The organism is Thermococcus pacificus (assembly GCF_002214485.1).
GTDB lineage: Archaea > Methanobacteriota_B > Thermococci > Thermococcales > Thermococcaceae > Thermococcus > Thermococcus pacificus.
This window is the reverse complement of record NZ_CP015102.1, coordinates 152,170-167,610: the sequence shown is the minus strand read 5'-3', so window position 1 is coordinate 167,610 and position 15,441 is coordinate 152,170. Positions and strand designations below refer to the sequence as shown.

Here is a 15,441-nt window from a genome sequence, read left to right as displayed (position 1 = left end):
GTCCAGTCGTTTAAAGGTTTCGGGCCTAAGCTTAAAAAGTCCGGTGCCTAAAATGACACCATGAGCGTTTCCATCAGACGGGCTGGTAGGAGGATCCCCCTGGCCATGGTTTCCATAAGGCCTGCCAAACTCTTCGATATCCCCGAGGTAGTCAGGATAGAGCGTGCATCCTTCAACGAGGAGTACCCGCGCGGCGTGTTCTTGGCGTTCCTTGAGAACAACCCCAGCACGTTTCTCGTGGCTGAGTATGGCGGCAGGGTAATCGGCTACGTCATGGGCTACCTGCGGCCCGATCTCGAGGGCCACATAATGAGCATAGCCGTCGATCCGGAATACCGGGGCAACGGCATAGGCTCGGCCCTCCTGACCGAGGTTATAGAAAGACTCATAAACGAGGGCGCCCGCTATATCGGGCTGGAGGTTCGCGTGAGCAACGAGACCGCAATAAGGCTCTACGAGAGCTTTGGGTTCAGGAAAATCAAGAGGATAATCGGCTACTATTCCGATGGTGAGGACGCTTACTACATGCTCCTGCCTGCTGAAGAGTGGGGTGGACGGAATTGAAGGAACCGATAGTCTTCCAGCTAAGTGGAGACAGGGTCTTCAGCGAGCGCGAGAAAGCTATCAACCAGTTCTACAACAAGCGCTACTTCGGCGAGGTTGTGAACGGGAAGCTCTTCCTCTCGCTTATTGAGGCGGCCTACCTGATGGAGAAGGGCAAGATAAGGGTCTTCGATGGTGATAGAGAGCTGTCCTTCCAGGATTTGGTAGAACTCGGGCGGAAGCGCGATGACCAGTTCGATATAAAGCTCCTCGTCTACACCGACCTGCGCGACAGGGGATACACCGTGAAATCGGCCCTCAAGTTCGGCTCCCATTTTAGGGTTTACAGGCGGGGAATGGACGAGCACTCGCAGTGGCTCGTCTGGGTGGTTCCCGAGAACCTGCGCTTTTCTCCGAACGACATAACTGCGCGGGTTAGGGTGGCCCACGGCGTCAGGAAGAACATGGTCATGGCCGTCGTCGATGAGGACAACGACGTGGTGTATTATAAGATTGAGTGGGTGAAGTTTTAGTAGCCACCAGATGTTTTTGAGCTCTTTAACCCTCGAGTTTGGTAAGAAAGCAAAGGGATTCAGGCAAACAAAAGTAAAGAAAAGGCATCACTTCAGGAAACCGGTCTTCTTTCCGAGGTCTTCGAAGGCGTCGATGACGTACTGGAGGTCCTCCTTGCTGTGGGCCGCCGAAGGCTCGAGCCTTATTCTAGCTGTTCCGAGCGGGACGGTCGGATAGACTATCGCCTGGGCGAAGATGTTGTATTCGTCGTATAATCTCCTTGAGAACTCCTGGGCGAGCTTCTCGTCGTAGAGCATGACCGGCGTGATCGGGTGCTTGGTGTTGCCGAGGTCGTAGCCTAACTCGCGTAATCCGTTCTGGAGGAAGTGGGTGTTGTCCCAGAGCTTCTTAACAAGCTCGTCGCTCCTCTGGAGTATCTCCACTGCCGCTATGGCCGCGGCAACGTCAGGCGGGTTCGGTGCGCTCGAGAAGAGGAACGGCCTGGCCCTCTGGCGGAGGTATTCTATCGCCTCCTCCGGTCCGGCGACGTAGCCACCTATGACGCCGAAGGCCTTGCTCAGCGTTCCCATCTCGAAGTCAACCCTGTCGTGGAGCTTGAAGTGGTCGACTATACCCCTTCCGCTGTCGCCAAGGACACCCTCACCGTGGGCGTCGTCTATGTAGAGTATGGCATCGTACTGCTCGGCCAGCTCCGCCATCTCCGGGAGGGGGGCGAGGTCACCGTCCATCGAGAAGACACCATCGCTTACGATGATTTTCTTCTTCTTATCCTTGTTCTCTTTAAGTCTCGCCTCAAGGTCTTCCATATCGAGGTGCTTGTAGATGACCTTCGGCGCGCCGCTGAGGCGCATTCCGTCGATGATGCTCGCGTGGTTCAGCTCTTCACTTATGAATACTCCATCCTCGCCCTTCTTAAGGAGGGCGCTTATCGCTCCGAGGTTGGCGTTGTAGCCGCTCTGGAGGAGTATGGCAGCTTCCCTCTTCTTGAACTTGGCGAGCTTCTCCTCAAGCTCAACGTGGAGCTCCATGGTTCCCGCTATGGTTCTGACCGCTCCAGCTCCAACGCCGTAGTCGAGGATGGCCCTTATTGCCGCGTATCTAATCTCGGGGGCCGCGGCAAGGCCGAGGTAGTTGTTCGAGCACATGTTAAGAACCTTCTTGCCGTCGACGACCACCCACGGGCCCTGGGCGCTTTCAAGCTTCCTTATGGTCACGTAGAGCCCCTTATCCTTAAGCTCCTGGAGCTCTTCCCTAATCCAGTCTAGTTTCGCCATGAGAACCACCGGTGCTTATTGGCCATGGAGGTATAAAAGTTTTGCACTGTTCCGTTCGATACATGGTAGGCAAAAGGCTTAATACTCCAGAAACTCATATGCCCCTTTAGTAGGGTGATAACCATGTCAGCTGAAGTTCAGGAGGTTAAGATTCTAGAAAAGCCCTGGGTTGAGAAATACCGCCCAGAGCGGCTCGACGATATAGTCGGTCAGGCTCACATAGTTAAGAGGCTCAAGCACTACGCTAAAACCGGTTCGATGCCGCACCTTTTATTCGCAGGGCCGCCGGGCGTCGGGAAAACGACTGCCGCTCTGGCCCTCGCGAGAGAGTTATTTGGTGAAAACTGGCGCCACAACTTCCTTGAGTTGAACGCGAGCGATGAGCGCGGCATAAACGTCATCCGCGAGAAGGTGAAGGAGTTCGCCAGGACGAAGCCGATAGGAGGGGCGAGCTTCAAGATAATCTTCCTTGATGAAGCGGACGCCCTAACGCAAGACGCCCAGCAGGCCCTCAGGAGAACCATGGAGATGTTCTCGAACAACGTGCGCTTCATCCTCAGCTGCAACTACTCCTCAAAGATCATCGAGCCAATTCAGTCAAGATGTGCCATTTTCCGCTTCAGGCCTCTCAATGACGACGCCATAGCGGAGCGTATAAGATACATCGCCGAGAACGAAGGCCTTGAGCTGACGGAGGAAGGGCTTCAAGCCATCCTCTATGTCGCAGAGGGTGACATGAGGCGCGCGATAAACGTCCTTCAAGCTGCTGCTGCTCTCGACACCAAGATAACCGACGAAAACGTCTTCCTCGTCGCCAGCAGGGCCAGGCCCGAAGATGTCCGTGAGATGATGGAGCTGGCCCTGGAAGGCAACTTCCTCAAGGCGAGGGACAAGCTGAGGGAAATACTCCTAAAGCAGGGCCTCAGCGGGGAGGATGTGCTCATCCAGATGCACAAGGAGGTCTTCAACCTGCCGATTCCAGAGGATAAAAAGGTCGCTTTGGCCGACAAGATAGGCGAGTACAACTTCCGCCTCGTTGAAGGGGCCAACGAGATGATACAGCTTGAGGCCCTGCTCGCTCAGTTCACCATAATGGGCAAGTGATAGCTATGCCGAGGGAAGCCCCCTGGGTCGAGAAGTATCGCCCGAGAAAGCTCAGCGAAATAGTCAATCAGGAAAAGGCAATAGAACAGGTTAGGGCATGGGTCGAGGCATGGCTTCACGGCAACCCTCCAAAGAAGAAAGCTTTGATCCTCGCCGGTCCGCCCGGGAGCGGGAAGACAACCACAGTCTACGCTCTCGCTCATGAATATGGCTTCGAAGTAATCGAGCTGAACGCGAGCGACGAGAGAACCTATGAGAAGATAGAGCGCTACGTTCAAGCGGCCTACACGATGGACATCCTCGGAAAGCACAGGAAGCTCATCTTCCTCGACGAGGCCGACAACATAGAGCCGAGTGGGGCTAAAGAGATAGCCAAGCTCATCGACAAAGCCAGAAATCCCATAATAATGGCCGCCAACCACTACTGGGAGGTCCCGAAGGAGATAAGGGCCAAAGCTCAGATAGTGGAATACAAGCGCCTCACTCAGAGGGACATAATCAAGGCACTGATAAGGATTCTCAAGCGCGAGGGAATTACCGTCCCCAAGGAGGTTCTCTACGACATTGCGAAGCACGCCAACGGCGACCTGAGAGCTGCAGTAAACGACCTCCAGACCGTCGTGACCGGAGGAGTGGAAGACGCCCACGAGGTCTTGGCTTACCGCGACACGGAGAAGAGCGTCTTTCAGGCGCTGGCGCAGGTCTTCGCCACCGACAACGCCAAAAAGGCGAAGATAGCAATTCTCGGTGTCGACATGTTTCCCCACGAGCTTCTTCAGTGGATAGACGAGAACGTCCCCTACGTCTATTACCGGCCGGAAGACATAGCGCGCGCTTATGAAGCGATAAGCAGGGCAGATATATACCTCGGGAGGGCGCAGAGGACCGGAGCGTATTCCCTCTGGAAGTACGCGACCGACATGATGACGGCAGGCGTTGCCGTTGCCGGCGTCAAGAAGAAGGGCTTCGTCAGGATCTACCCGCCGAAGACGATAAAGCTCCTCACCGAGAGCAAGACCGAGCGGACTTTGAGGGACTCGGTGGTCAAGAAGATAATGAAAGAGATGCACATGGCCAAGCTCGAAGCGCTGGAGACCCTCAACTACCTCAAAGCCATCTTTGAGAACAATCCCGACATGGCAGCCCACTTCGTCGTCTACCTTGACCTCGATCTGAAGGAAGTCGAGTTCATAGCCGGTGACAAGGAGAAGGCCAAGACGATATGGGCCAAGAGCATGAACATCGAGAAGAAGCTCAAGAGGGAGGGCGAGCTTGAGGCCAGGGCCAGGGAAGCCGGGAAAGAACTCGAAGAGGCCAAGGAGGCCGCGGAGGAAGAAGAGGCAGAGAAAGCCGAAGGGGAGACCGAAGAAGCCGGGGAAGAGACCGAGGAAGAAATAAACGAGGAGGAGCTTGAGAAGGCGGAAGAGGAAATAGAGCCGGTCAGAAAGGAAGAGTCAGAGAAGATAGACAGGCCAAAGAAGAAGGGCAAGCAGGCGACGCTGTTTGACTTTTTGAAGAGGTGATCCCCTACCCTTTTATCCTCACGTCCGCACAGACCTTAAACACGTGGGGCTTAAAGTCGCTGACCTTTTTTACCCTAACTTCACAGTCCTTCCCCTGCCTTGAGCACTCCTCGATTATTCTCCTTCTAAAGTCCTCAATCTCGGCCTCGTGTACGAAGTCGTAGTAGTGGAGCCATCTCTCAGCCTTGCTCAGCGTTAGGGCCAGCGCATCAACTCCCCTCGGCGTTGGACTTATCACGCGGTCGTAGGTTGGAAGCTCAGGAAGAACCTCAAAGGCGTCGCCGTGTATGAACTCTATCTCCCCCTTCAAGCGTTTTCTGTTCAACTCGATGTTCTCAAGTCCAAGCTCATAGGCCTCCCTGTTCAGCTCGACCGCTGTGATTTTTACCTTCCGATAGCGAGCTATGACGAGCGCATACGGCAGAACGCCGGCGAAGGGAATAAGAATCCTCTCACCATCGCGAACGAGCTGGGCCAGACGGTATCTCTCGCCCTTCATCCTCGGGTTGAAGAAGGCCTTTGAAAGGTCCACCTTTATCTCGACGCCATTCTCCTTGTGGACGGTCTCAAGCCTTTTTTCACCCCAGATTATGGAGTAGTCCCTTATCCTGAACGCCCCCTCGTGGAAGCCCTTTTTGGCAACAACCTTGAGAAACGGGTGAACCTTACGAAGGCCCCAGACGATGTCATCAACCCTATGTTCAAGCTCGGGTGGGATTTGGATTACCGCTATGTCGCCGATTACGTCGTATCTACGGAGGTGCTTCAGCTCCTCTGGGGTTAGCCTCTCCGCTAAAACGCTCTCAAGGTTCTTGTATATCTGCCTCTCCGGCCTGAGCGGGAGTTCAATGTCAAGAACCTCGTAGCCGAGGGAGTAAACCGTCTCATCCTCAAAAATGGGCAAAAGAACGAAATCACCCTCTATCCCTGGCCTTCTCTTCCCGTCGTAGAGGTTAAGCTTCTTCAGTTTTCTCTTCACCGGCTCCGCTTCCCTCTTCGGAACTTTCAGCACCGGCACCCTTGCTTCCCTCCGATTCCCGCCCCCCGGCCGGCGGAAGCACGCCGAAGAGCGTTATTTCGGCCCTTTCCTTCTCTGGTAGTGCATTTAAAATTCTTCTCGTTAACTCTTTCTCGTCAATCGGTTCAAACTCCCTGGCCAGTACGGATTCCTGTTTCGAATCGAGAACCCCCTTCGGCAGGAAAAGGAGCATTAAAGAGTTGTTGATCAGCACCGCGTCCTTAACTGAAAACAGGAACTTAGCAACGCCGGGGAAGTCGTTGTAGAGTACCAGATACTCAACGCCCTCAAAGTAAACGCTTGCGGGACTCTGCGTTTCCAAAAAGGCCAGTATCTCCCTCTGAAGTACGTGAAGCTTTCCGGGGTCTACTGCCCCCTCCAGCTCAGCCCTGCTCAGCCAGATAAACTTATCGGGCTCAACACCGGATTTTTTAACCCACTGGTCGTAGGTGTTTCTGCTCACCACCAGGAGACCACCGGATGCTCTCTTCAGAAGCATCAATGTCGAGGGAGACGGGGCGTTACTCAGCAGATAACCGCCCCTTACAGGGACATTGCTCTCTTCACGGTCCTCTGGCTGAGGTCTCTTAGAGGCAGGTTTTTGGGATGAAACACGTCTGAGGCTCATAAAAAGCACAAATAAAATTAACACGTAAGACAGAGTGTAGAACACCGCCTGAATAATCACCGAGATGTCTGCCCACAACCAAGAATGAGCAATAGTCCCCAAGGCCCCCAATGCGAAAAAAATCAACGAAACAATTACTCTTTTGCTCAGGTCTCTCCAGACTCCCGAGAGCCGGGAATAGTAGTGCCAGGCGCGATAAATACCGAGCAGAGAGCCCAGCAGTAGCACAATGCCCATAACCAATTCTGGGTAGTTGACACCTTCCATAACCCCACCTGGAGAAAAGTTAAGGAGTTTTTCCTCAAAAACCTTTCTTCTTCACTTCCAGTACGGCTCGCGCATGAGAACGGCCTTCTTGAAAATCTCAGCTATCTCCGCATCGCTCGCACCGTTCCTCATGGCGCTCAGAAAATTTATCAGATCGTCGTTTCTGAGGAGACATGTCTTGAACATGCCGTTGGACGTAACCCTCAAGCGCGTGCAGTTTGCACAGAATACCGTGTTGTGCATGGCCCTGACCACCTCGACCTCGGCAATGCCATAGTCAGTCGGAACGAAGTACTTCTTCCGCCTGTGCATCCTCCTCTCGCGCGTCTCCACGGCCCTCTTCTCAAGCTCCCTCTCAACGTGCTTGAGGGGGTAGAAGTACTTCCTGAAGAAAGTGGTCTTGGTCATCTCCCTCGGGGCTTCAAGCTCGATGAGCTGGAGTATCGTTCCAGTTTTAGCCGCGAAGTCCACCATGTCCCATATCTCGCCCTCGTTCAGACCCTTCATGACTGTCATGTTGAGCTTAACCGGGCTGAGGTATTTTACCGCCTCCTCGATTCCCTCGAGAACCGTTTCCAGCATGTCAACACCCGTTATGCGCTTGTAAACGTCCGGTTTGAGACTGTGGAGGGAAACGTTAACGCGGTCGAGGCCGGCCTTTGCAAGGGGTTTGGCAAGCTCTTTAAGCCTGCTCCCGTTAGTTGTCATGCTTAAATCGACCACGTAGGGCTTTATGCGCTCCACAATCTCCAGTATGTCATCCCGAACGGTGGGCTCTCCGCCGGTCAGCTTGACCTTCTTAATACCAAGGTGCGATGCTATTCTAACGAGCCTCTCTATCTCCTCTGGTGTCATCTCATTCCCAACGTTAAACCTCTGACCTTCCCTATGGCAGAAGAAGCAGCGGAAGTTGCAGTCCTGCGTGAGCGAGATTCTAAGGTTAGTCACCGGCCTTCCGAAGCGGTCGTAGAGCACCATGGGAACACCAGGTTCATTAATTCATTGACTTAAAAAAACGTTTTGGGTAAGCTCTTTTGTTTAACACTCCCAATCGAAAACTACAAGTAGGGGGACGGCCAAAATTACCCCTAGGGGTGCCCATGAACGTTGAGGACATTAAGGCTCGACTTTCCCGCTTGGAATCGCTCCACTCGGCTTTTGAGGAGAAGTTTCCCCTTCTCTACGGTGAGAACGACAGGGAGAGGTTTGTTGAAATTTTGAGGGGGCTTCACACCATATCGCGCGAAAAGCTCGAGCTTTCATCGGCCCTCTATCGTGAGATGGTCGGTTCTACCTACGCTGAGAACCAGGCGAAGGAACTCTACCGCAACGAGCACCAGATGAAGTTCCGCATCGAGGAGCTTCTATCCCTCCTCGCGAAGGAGGACTACGATGCGAAGCTGAAGCTCTCGACGGCGATGGACAGGCTGGCGCAGTTCCACAGGGTCTACGACTACGCCGTCAGGAAAGCGTTGAGCGAGCTTGCGAGGGAGGTTGAGGGGCTGGAGCTTTTGGCCGGAGGCGAAAACCAGAAAAAGGTACCGGTTGGTATACTGGAAGAACTCCGGAAAATCAAGACGCTTGAGGCCGAGCTTGAAGCCCTTAAGAGGTTCCTGTTCAGGCTTTACGCTCACCCCGGTGACGTTCACAAGGTTGAAGAGGCTCTGAGAGACTGGCACTCCAGAGGTCTGCTCTGGGTCGAGGCGAGAAACGTTGAGAAGCTGAGCGGAGTGAGAAATGCAGAGGAGATACTCGAAGGACTCGCGCTCATAGGAGTGGTGGAAAAGAAGATGAGGGGTGGTGAAGGTGTCTACAGACACAGGAGTTACAGTCCGGATTAGGGGCATATACAGCACGGCCCTGACGAAGCTTTTCCTCGACAGGGGCTTCGGCATTGCGCAGCCGAGCAACAAGATCGTCGAGAGGCTCGGACTGGAGAAGACCTACGACGAGTTCGACGTTGACATCTACGACAAGAAGGACCACCACGGTGTGGTCCTCGTTGGAACAAAGGTTGAGGAAGTTAAGGAAGTTCTCGAGGAGGAGTTCATCGACGTCTTCTTCCGGAAGCTTCCCTATCAGCTCTACGGGGTATACAAGGGCATCGTCGTCCAGAGGGACGAGAAGTACGTTTATGTTGACATCGGGAGTGCTATAGGTACTATACCCGTAAGGGACCTCCCGCGCGCGAAGGAGGGGGATGAACTGCTCGTCCAGGTCAAGAAGCACAACCTCCTGCCCCAGCTCAGCGTCATGATCACCGTCCCAGGAGATTACGCCGTCCTGATTCCGAAGCCTGTCGGTGCTCAGAGGCACGTGAAGATATCGCGCAAAATAAGGGACAGCCAGGAGCGCGAGAGGCTCAGGATACTCGGCCTCAGCATAGACCTCGGCGAGTGGGGCATCCTCTGGAGAACCGCTGCAGCTTACAAGGACTGGAACATCCTGAGGGACGAGATAATAAAGCTATCGAAGCTCTCCGACAGGCTCGCCAAAGCGAACTCTTACACGGCCCCATCACTCATAATCGAGGGCCGGAACATATACGAGGTCGAGTTTGGAGGGGGCGCGAAGAGGAAGCTCGACGAGATAAGGAACAAAGCCGTTCCGACCGTCGAGGGCCACCACCAGCTCAAGGCCTATGACCTTGAGTTCAGCTTTGCCGTCGAGATAGCCGAGGGCATACTGGCCAAGGTGCCGGGTCAGAGGGCCAAGGTCAACCAGGGCTTCTGGGAAGCGCTGATAGAGAATAAAGGACCGAGGAAGGGCTGGCTCTTCAGGCTGGAGCACCACAAGCCGGACGGGCAGCTCATAAAGATAGGCCCCGGCGAGATCCAGGAGGTCTCGACGAACCCGCTGAAGGTCACCTTCAGGCGCCACCTCAAGCCAGGCAAGTTCTACGACGGCCTCGACATCCCGATAGAGTTTGGGGACTACGTCATCACGGAGATTGAGGCAGGAAAGTGGTGGTTCGTGCACCGCTACTACGACAAGAACGGCAACCTCAAGGGCGAGTACTACAACATCAACACGCCGGTCGAGATATACCCGGACAGGGCCAGATACATAGACCTCGAAGTGGACATCGTGAAGTGGCCGGACGGTAAGAAAGAGATAATCGACAAGGAGAAGCTCACCGAGCACTATGAGGAGGGAACGATAAGCGAGAAGCTCTACAGGGCCGTCCTGAGAATAGTGCAGGAGGTCTACGATAGAATTTGATTATTTTGCCTCTTAAACTCCTGTTCTTTTTTGGGACCCATTTTTTGGGGCTGGGATATTACCGAATTAGTAATATCCGTCACTGGTAATATCTCCGGCTTCCCCGACCCCAAGCGCTTCCTCAATTCCCCTCTCAGTTATCCTGAAGAAGACCATTCCGCCCTCGGGCTTGAAGCGGTGCCTTTCTAAGACCGCAACCCTTAGTCCGGGCGTCGAGAGCTTGTCTAATCGCAGGATGTCCTTCGTCCGGTAGTTGAGCGTGTGCTCCGCGACGGGCTTTATCTTTCCAGCCCTGCTGTCGAAGTGCACCTGGTTGATAACCAAAACGGGAACCTCGTTCTTCCTCGCTATCCAGAGGAGAACCTGGAGCTGTTTAGCAAGCTCGTTCGTCAGGTTTTTTCTCGGCTCCTCAGCGCGATAGTGGGCCGTCAGGGAATCCACAACGACGAGGGAGAACGTTTTATCAACGACCTTCTTGAGCGAGCCTATAACGCGTCTCTGCTCCTTGAAGTCCCCCGGAGTGAAGAGGATGAAGCGCTGGAGGGCCTCTTCTGGATTAAAACCCCTCGCCCCTGCCATCTGGGAGAGCCTCTCAGGGGAGAAGCCGCCTTCGGTGTCGACGTAGGCCACTTTTTTCCCGCTTAGGAGGCCGATTTGAACCGCTAAAGTCGTCTTCCCGGTCGCAAAGCTCCCGTACACCTGGGTCAGAACTCCCCCAGCAATCCCCCCGCCGAGAAGCTCGTCGAGTGATTTGACCCCGGTTGAGAGCATCCCCTTCACCGCTAAAGGGTCAGCTCCTCGTAGAGTTCCAGGGGTTTGACGAGGGCCCAGATGCGCCTCTTCTGAAGTTCCTCACGGAGCTTCTCGGGATCCCCGTCACTGTAGACTCCATAGTGCATCGGGATGACCACGCGGGGCCTTATATCCTCGACTATTTGCGCCGCCTCGCGCTCGTTTGCCGTCGAGCGGCCGCTTATCGGCACGAGCAGGACGTCAACCTTTCCGCGGAGCTTCTGGAGGTTTGGTGTGGAGTAAGTGTCTCCCGCGTGGAAGAGCCTCTTGTCGCCCTCTATGAGGTAGCCGAGGGGGTACTGGCTAGAGGGGTGCTCCATGTAGAATGCGGTGACCTTGACCCCGTTCTCAAGCTCTATTGTCTGTCCCTCGCGTATCTCCCTGGCCTTCGTGACACCGTCGCTTATCGCCATCATGTATACCGTCGGCGGGCCTATCACGGTGGCATCTCTGAGGCGGGAGAGAAGCTCCACCTTGCCGTAGTGGTCCACATGCTCGTGGGTTAGCAGTATATAGTCTACCTCGCCTATCCTGTCGTCGTCAACCTCCGGATACGGGTCAATGAGCAGCCTCACGCCCTTGGTCTCGATCCAGAAGCACGAGTGTCCATACCAGATAATCCTCATTTCTCTCACCACCTTCACAACTTTCGGTGATGTTAACTTAAAGTTTTCCCGGTTTGTCTCTGTCTCTGGGTCTTTGAGTCCTCGGTTGTCCTCTGTTCGACGCAGGTTTTATAAACTCCCAATCCGCCATTTAATTGGTGCTGCCTGAGCGTTCGGACCGCCAAAGCGGCGGCTCTCGGTGCGGGGTTCCGAGCGTGCTCAAAAGTGGTGGTGGGGGATGAACAACCGTCGCCTGATAATCCCGCCAGTTTCCCTCCCGGTGCTCGTGATTATTTCGGTTCTTTTTCTCCTGGTGTTCATGCTGTTCTCGAGCATCGTGATGGCCGCGTTTGGAAAGCTCGGCATGCCGCCGGGAGTTGCCTACGCGCTGTTCGTCTTCGCCCTCGTGGGGAGCTTCATAAACATCCCCATAGCGGAGGAGACATCTTACGAGCCCGTCCTCAGGGTCAGGGAAGTCAGGTTCCTCGGCATCCCCTACCCAGTGCCCTTCTTTGACTGGGCCGAGAGGAAGGTCATAATAGCAGTGAACGTCGGCGGTGCCCTCGTCCCCCTCAGCATCACCCTCTACGAGATACTCAGGATGCTGTACTTCGGCAGGTTCGGGCTCCTTTTCAACACGGTTCTTGCCGTTACCATAGCGGCCCTCTTCAGCCACGCGGTCGCGAGACCTGTGAGGGGCCTTGGAATAGCGATGCCGGTGTTCCTGCCACCCCTAATGGCGGTTCTCCTCGGCTGGGTCTTCGGGGACGGAAACCCGAACGTCGTTGCCTACATCAGCGGGACGCTTGGGGTCCTCATCGGTGCGGACCTTATGAACTGGAACAAGATCAAGAACCTCGGGGCGCCGATGGTTAGCATAGGTGGCGCCGGAACCTTCGACGGCATCTTCCTGGCTGGAATAATTGCCGTTCTTCTGGTATGACGTTGGGTTTATAAGCTGGAAAATGAACACTTCCCTGTCTAAGGGGTGATGCTCATGTTCGTTGTGGGAAGCGGTGCTAAACACCTGGAAGACGAGCTCAAAGCCCTTGGTGCAGGACTCATCGAGGCGGAGATAAGGAAGTTCCCGGACGGGGAGAAGTACGTCCGCGTTCTCGGCTCGGCGGATGAAGTGACCGTCGTGCAGTCGACCTTCCGTCCTCAGGACGAGCGCCTTGTAGAGCTTATCCTCCTTGCCGATGCCCTCCGCGAGAGGGGGGTTGAGACTCTGAAGGCTGTTGTTCCGTACTTCGCATACTCCAGGCAGGACAGGGTAACCAAGGAGGGCGAGCCGGTAAGCGTGAGGGCGATAATGAGGGCTCTCGCGGTTTATTACGACGAGCTCTACGTCTTCGACCTGCATAACCCAGAGACGCTGAAGTTCTTCCCGAGCAAGGCCGTCAACGTGTCCCCTGCCAGGGCGATAGCGGATTACTTCAGGGAGAAGCTCGGCGATGGCATCGTTTTGGCCCCCGACAAGGGTGCCCGCGAGAGGGCAAAGGCAGTTGCGGAAAAGCTCGGCCTTGAGTTCAGCCACTTCGAGAAGGAAAGGATTTCGCCGACCGAAGTTAGGATGACGCCGGTCGACGTGGACGTGAGGGGCAAGAACGTCCTCATAGTCGACGACATCATAAGCACCGGTGGCACGATGGTAAAGGCCGCAAACCTGCTGAGGGAGATGGGGGCCGGGAAGGTCTTCGTTGCGGCTACGCACGGTGTCTTCGCAGAGGGTGCCATAGAGAGGGTGGGCAGAGCTGTCGATGAGCTGGCCGTCACGAACACCATTCCAACACCCGTCTCGAGGATAAGCATAGTGCCCGATATACTGGGGCTTTAGCGATGGTACCTGGGCGATCTTGTTCTTTTTTCTTCGTTGGGATGGAGGTACATCTCTGCCATTCTGACTGACGTGGGTTGGCTGTCATCACATACGTTGACATGGTGGCGATCGTTTTTCTCCTGTTTATGTGTTCAGTGGGAGGAATCACCTGCGGCGGGTGTTGTGGTCTCGATGGTTGCCCTCATTGTTTCCATGTTTACGTTTCTCTGAATTGCAAAAATTTTTGCCGTTTTTATGTCTAAAATTGTGCATTTTGCTGGAGGACTTTGACAGCTTCTTTTCTAAAAACCTCCCCTAGGGGAGGTTTTGCAAAAATTTTGTATCAGTAGGGTTCGTCCCTATTGGGTGGAGCGCCCGAACAGGGCGCGACAAAACCCGAGCGCCAAGACGGCGGCGTCGGGGGGACAGGGTGCAAAGCACCCACGATGAACCCCGCCCTCCAGCTCGGGTCACAGCAATGTGCGCTCCCGAGGAAACGCCGAAAGGCGGACCCCTCGGGGGTAAGGCAGGCCCGGCACCTCGACCAAACCCCGGACGGATATTTGGTACTTCCCCTTGAGGGAAGTCCCACCGGCCGTACTCCTTGCTCAATTCCGGTTGATCCTGCCGGAGGCCACTGCTATGGGGGTCCGACTAAGCCATGCGAGTCACGGGGTCCCTTCGGGGACACCGGCGGACGGCTCAGTAACACGTCGGTAACCTACCCTCGGGAGGGGGATAACCCCGGGAAACTGGGGCTAATCCCCCATAGGCCTGAGGTACTGGAAGGTCCTCAGGCCGAAAGGGTCTCTGACCGCCCGAGGATGGGCCGGCGGCCGATTAGGTAGTTGGTGGGGTAACGGCCCACCAAGCCGAAGATCGGTACGGGCCATGAGAGTGGGAGCCCGGAGATGGACACTGAGACACGGGTCCAGGCCCTACGGGGCGCAGCAGGCGCGAAACCTCCGCAATGCGGGAAACCGCGACGGGGGGACCCCCAGTGCCGTGGCACCGCCACGGCTTTTCCGGAGTGTAAAGAGCTCCGGGAATAAGGGCTGGGCAAGGCCGGTGGCAGCCGCCGCGGTAATACCGGCGGCCCGAGTGGTGGCCGCTATTATTGGGCCTAAAGCGTCCGTAGCCGGGCCCGTAAGTCCCTGGCGAAATCCCACGGCTCAACCGTGGGGCTTGCTGGGGATACTGCGGGCCTTGGGACCGGGAGAGGCCGGGGGTACTCCTGGGGTAGGGGTGAAATCCTATAATCCCAGGAGGACCGCCAGTGGCGAAGGCGCCCGGCTGGAACGGGTCCGACGGTGAGGGACGAAGGCCAGGGGAGCAAACCGGATTAGATACCCGGGTAGTCCTGGCTGTAAAGGATGCGGGCTAGGTGTCGGGTGAGCTTCGGGCTCGCCCGGTGCCGAAGGGAAGCCGTTAAGCCCGCCGCCTGGGGAGTACGGCCGCAAGGCTGAAACTTAAAGGAATTGGCGGGGGAGCACTACAAGGGGTGGAGCGTGCGGTTTAATTGGATTCAACGCCGGGAACCTCACCGGGGGCGACGGCAGGATGAAGGCCAGGCTGAAGGTCTTGCCGGACACGCCGAGAGGAGGTGCATGGCCGCCGTCAGCTCGTACCGTGAGGCGTCCACTTAAGTGTGGTAACGAGCGAGACCCGCGCCCCCAGTTGCCAGTCCTCCCCGCTGGGGAGGAGGCACTCTGGGGGGACTGCCGGCGATAAGCCGGAGGAAGGAGCGGGCGACGGTAGGTCAGTATGCCCCGAAACCCCCGGGCTACACGCGCGCTACAATGGGCGGGACAATGGGATCCGACCCCGAAAGGGGAAGGGAATCCCCTAAACCCGCCCCCAGTTCGGATTGCGGGCTGCAACTCGCCCGCATGAAGCTGGAATCCCTAGTACCCGCGTGTCATCATCGCGCGGCGAATACGTCCCTGCTCCTTGCACACACCGCCCGTCACTCCACCCGAGCGGGGTCCGGGTGAGGCCTGGTCTCCCTTCGGGGAGGCCGGGTCGAGCCTGGGCTCCGTGAGGGGGGAGAAGTCGTAACAAGGTAGCCGTAGGGGAACCTACGGCTCGATCACCTCCTATCGCCGGAAAATC

General features: G+C 55.9%; 14 protein-coding genes and 1 rRNA gene. 9 read left to right on the top strand and 6 right to left on the bottom strand.

Annotation, left to right across the window (positions count from 1 at the left end):
- Nucleotides 1-60: 60 nt before the first annotated feature.
- Together rimI and endA are read left to right on the top strand one after the other, a co-directional pair.
- Nucleotides 61-564 carry a ribosomal protein S18-alanine N-acetyltransferase gene (gene rimI, locus A3L08_RS01000; RefSeq protein ID WP_088853269.1) on the top strand — a complete coding sequence of 168 codons (504 nt, stop codon included), beginning with the start codon at nucleotides 61-63 and terminating at the stop codon, nucleotides 562-564.
- Complete coding sequence (gene endA / locus A3L08_RS00995; RefSeq protein WP_088853268.1) at nucleotides 561-1,076, top strand: tRNA-intron lyase; 516 nt, start codon at nucleotides 561-563, stop codon at nucleotides 1,074-1,076. Before rimI ends, endA begins: the two co-directional genes overlap by 4 nt.
- A gap of 87 nt (nucleotides 1,077-1,163) precedes the next feature.
- Here the strand turns inward: endA and A3L08_RS00990 are convergent, their stop codons facing one another.
- Nucleotides 1,164-2,351 (bottom strand): glycine C-acetyltransferase, encoded by a 1,188-nt coding sequence (locus A3L08_RS00990; RefSeq protein ID WP_088853267.1) that lies wholly within the window; start codon nucleotides 2,349-2,351, stop codon nucleotides 1,164-1,166.
- A 123-nt stretch (nucleotides 2,352-2,474) separates the two neighbouring features.
- On the opposite strand from A3L08_RS00990, the gene A3L08_RS00985 reads away from it, so the two are divergent.
- Complete coding sequence (locus A3L08_RS00985) at nucleotides 2,475-3,455, top strand: replication factor C small subunit (RefSeq protein ID WP_088853266.1); 981 nt, start codon at nucleotides 2,475-2,477, stop codon at nucleotides 3,453-3,455.
- 5 nt (nucleotides 3,456-3,460) lie between these two features.
- Nucleotides 3,461-4,978 (top strand): replication factor C large subunit, encoded by a 1,518-nt coding sequence (locus A3L08_RS00980; protein ID WP_088853265.1) that lies wholly within the window; start codon nucleotides 3,461-3,463, stop codon nucleotides 4,976-4,978.
- 4 nt (nucleotides 4,979-4,982) lie between these two features.
- Here the strand turns inward: A3L08_RS00980 and taw22 are convergent, their stop codons facing one another.
- Genes taw22 through moaA form a run of 3 tightly spaced genes read right to left on the bottom strand, consistent with a single transcriptional unit; the run spans nucleotide 4,983 to nucleotide 7,866 of the window.
- Complete coding sequence (taw22, locus tag A3L08_RS00975) at nucleotides 4,983-5,996, bottom strand: tRNA (guanine(37)-N1)/4-demethylwyosine(37)-methyltransferase Taw22 (RefSeq protein ID WP_088853264.1); 1,014 nt, start codon at nucleotides 5,994-5,996, stop codon at nucleotides 4,983-4,985.
- Complete coding sequence (locus A3L08_RS00970) at nucleotides 5,932-6,891, bottom strand: DUF835 domain-containing protein (protein WP_088853263.1); 960 nt, start codon at nucleotides 6,889-6,891, stop codon at nucleotides 5,932-5,934. Before A3L08_RS00970 ends, taw22 begins: the two co-directional genes overlap by 65 nt.
- Nucleotides 6,892-6,942: 51 nt before the next feature.
- Nucleotides 6,943-7,866 (bottom strand): GTP 3',8-cyclase MoaA, encoded by a 924-nt coding sequence (gene moaA / locus A3L08_RS00965; protein WP_198362142.1) that lies wholly within the window; start codon nucleotides 7,864-7,866, stop codon nucleotides 6,943-6,945.
- A gap of 125 nt (nucleotides 7,867-7,991) precedes the next feature.
- Here moaA and A3L08_RS00960 point away from each other — a divergent pair, with 125 nt between their 5' ends.
- Together A3L08_RS00960 and A3L08_RS00955 are read left to right on the top strand one after the other, a co-directional pair.
- Nucleotides 7,992-8,732 carry a hypothetical protein gene (locus A3L08_RS00960; RefSeq protein ID WP_088853261.1) on the top strand — a complete coding sequence of 247 codons (741 nt, stop codon included), beginning with the start codon at nucleotides 7,992-7,994 and terminating at the stop codon, nucleotides 8,730-8,732.
- Nucleotides 8,698-10,113, top strand: coding sequence for a DUF402 domain-containing protein (locus A3L08_RS00955; RefSeq protein WP_088853260.1), 1,416 nt, complete (start codon nucleotides 8,698-8,700; stop codon nucleotides 10,111-10,113). Before A3L08_RS00960 ends, A3L08_RS00955 begins: the two co-directional genes overlap by 35 nt.
- A gap of 66 nt (nucleotides 10,114-10,179) precedes the next feature.
- On the opposite strand, the gene radB is transcribed toward A3L08_RS00955, so the two are convergent.
- The gene (gene radB / locus A3L08_RS00950; protein ID WP_088853259.1) at nucleotides 10,180-10,884 is read right to left on the bottom strand and encodes a DNA repair and recombination protein RadB; all 705 of its coding nucleotides are present in this window, start codon (nucleotides 10,882-10,884) and stop codon (nucleotides 10,180-10,182) included.
- An 11-nt stretch (nucleotides 10,885-10,895) separates the two neighbouring features.
- Nucleotides 10,896-11,531: an MBL fold metallo-hydrolase gene (locus A3L08_RS00945; RefSeq protein ID WP_088853258.1), complete on the bottom strand. Its 636-nt coding sequence runs from the start codon at nucleotides 11,529-11,531 to the stop codon at nucleotides 10,896-10,898.
- Nucleotides 11,532-11,748: 217 nt separating this feature from the next.
- Here A3L08_RS00945 and A3L08_RS00940 point away from each other — a divergent pair, with 217 nt between their 5' ends.
- From A3L08_RS00940 to A3L08_RS00930, 3 genes are all read left to right on the top strand, one after another.
- A complete protein-coding gene (locus A3L08_RS00940) occupies nucleotides 11,749-12,453 on the top strand; it encodes a DUF1614 domain-containing protein (protein ID WP_088853257.1) in 705 nt (234 codons plus the stop codon).
- A gap of 54 nt (nucleotides 12,454-12,507) precedes the next feature.
- Nucleotides 12,508-13,347: a ribose-phosphate diphosphokinase gene (locus A3L08_RS00935; RefSeq protein ID WP_088853256.1), complete on the top strand. Its 840-nt coding sequence runs from the start codon at nucleotides 12,508-12,510 to the stop codon at nucleotides 13,345-13,347.
- Nucleotides 13,348-13,940: 593 nt separating this feature from the next.
- Nucleotides 13,941-15,427: ribosomal RNA gene (locus tag A3L08_RS00930) — 16S ribosomal RNA — on the top strand.
- Nucleotides 15,428-15,441 lie beyond the last annotated feature (14 nt).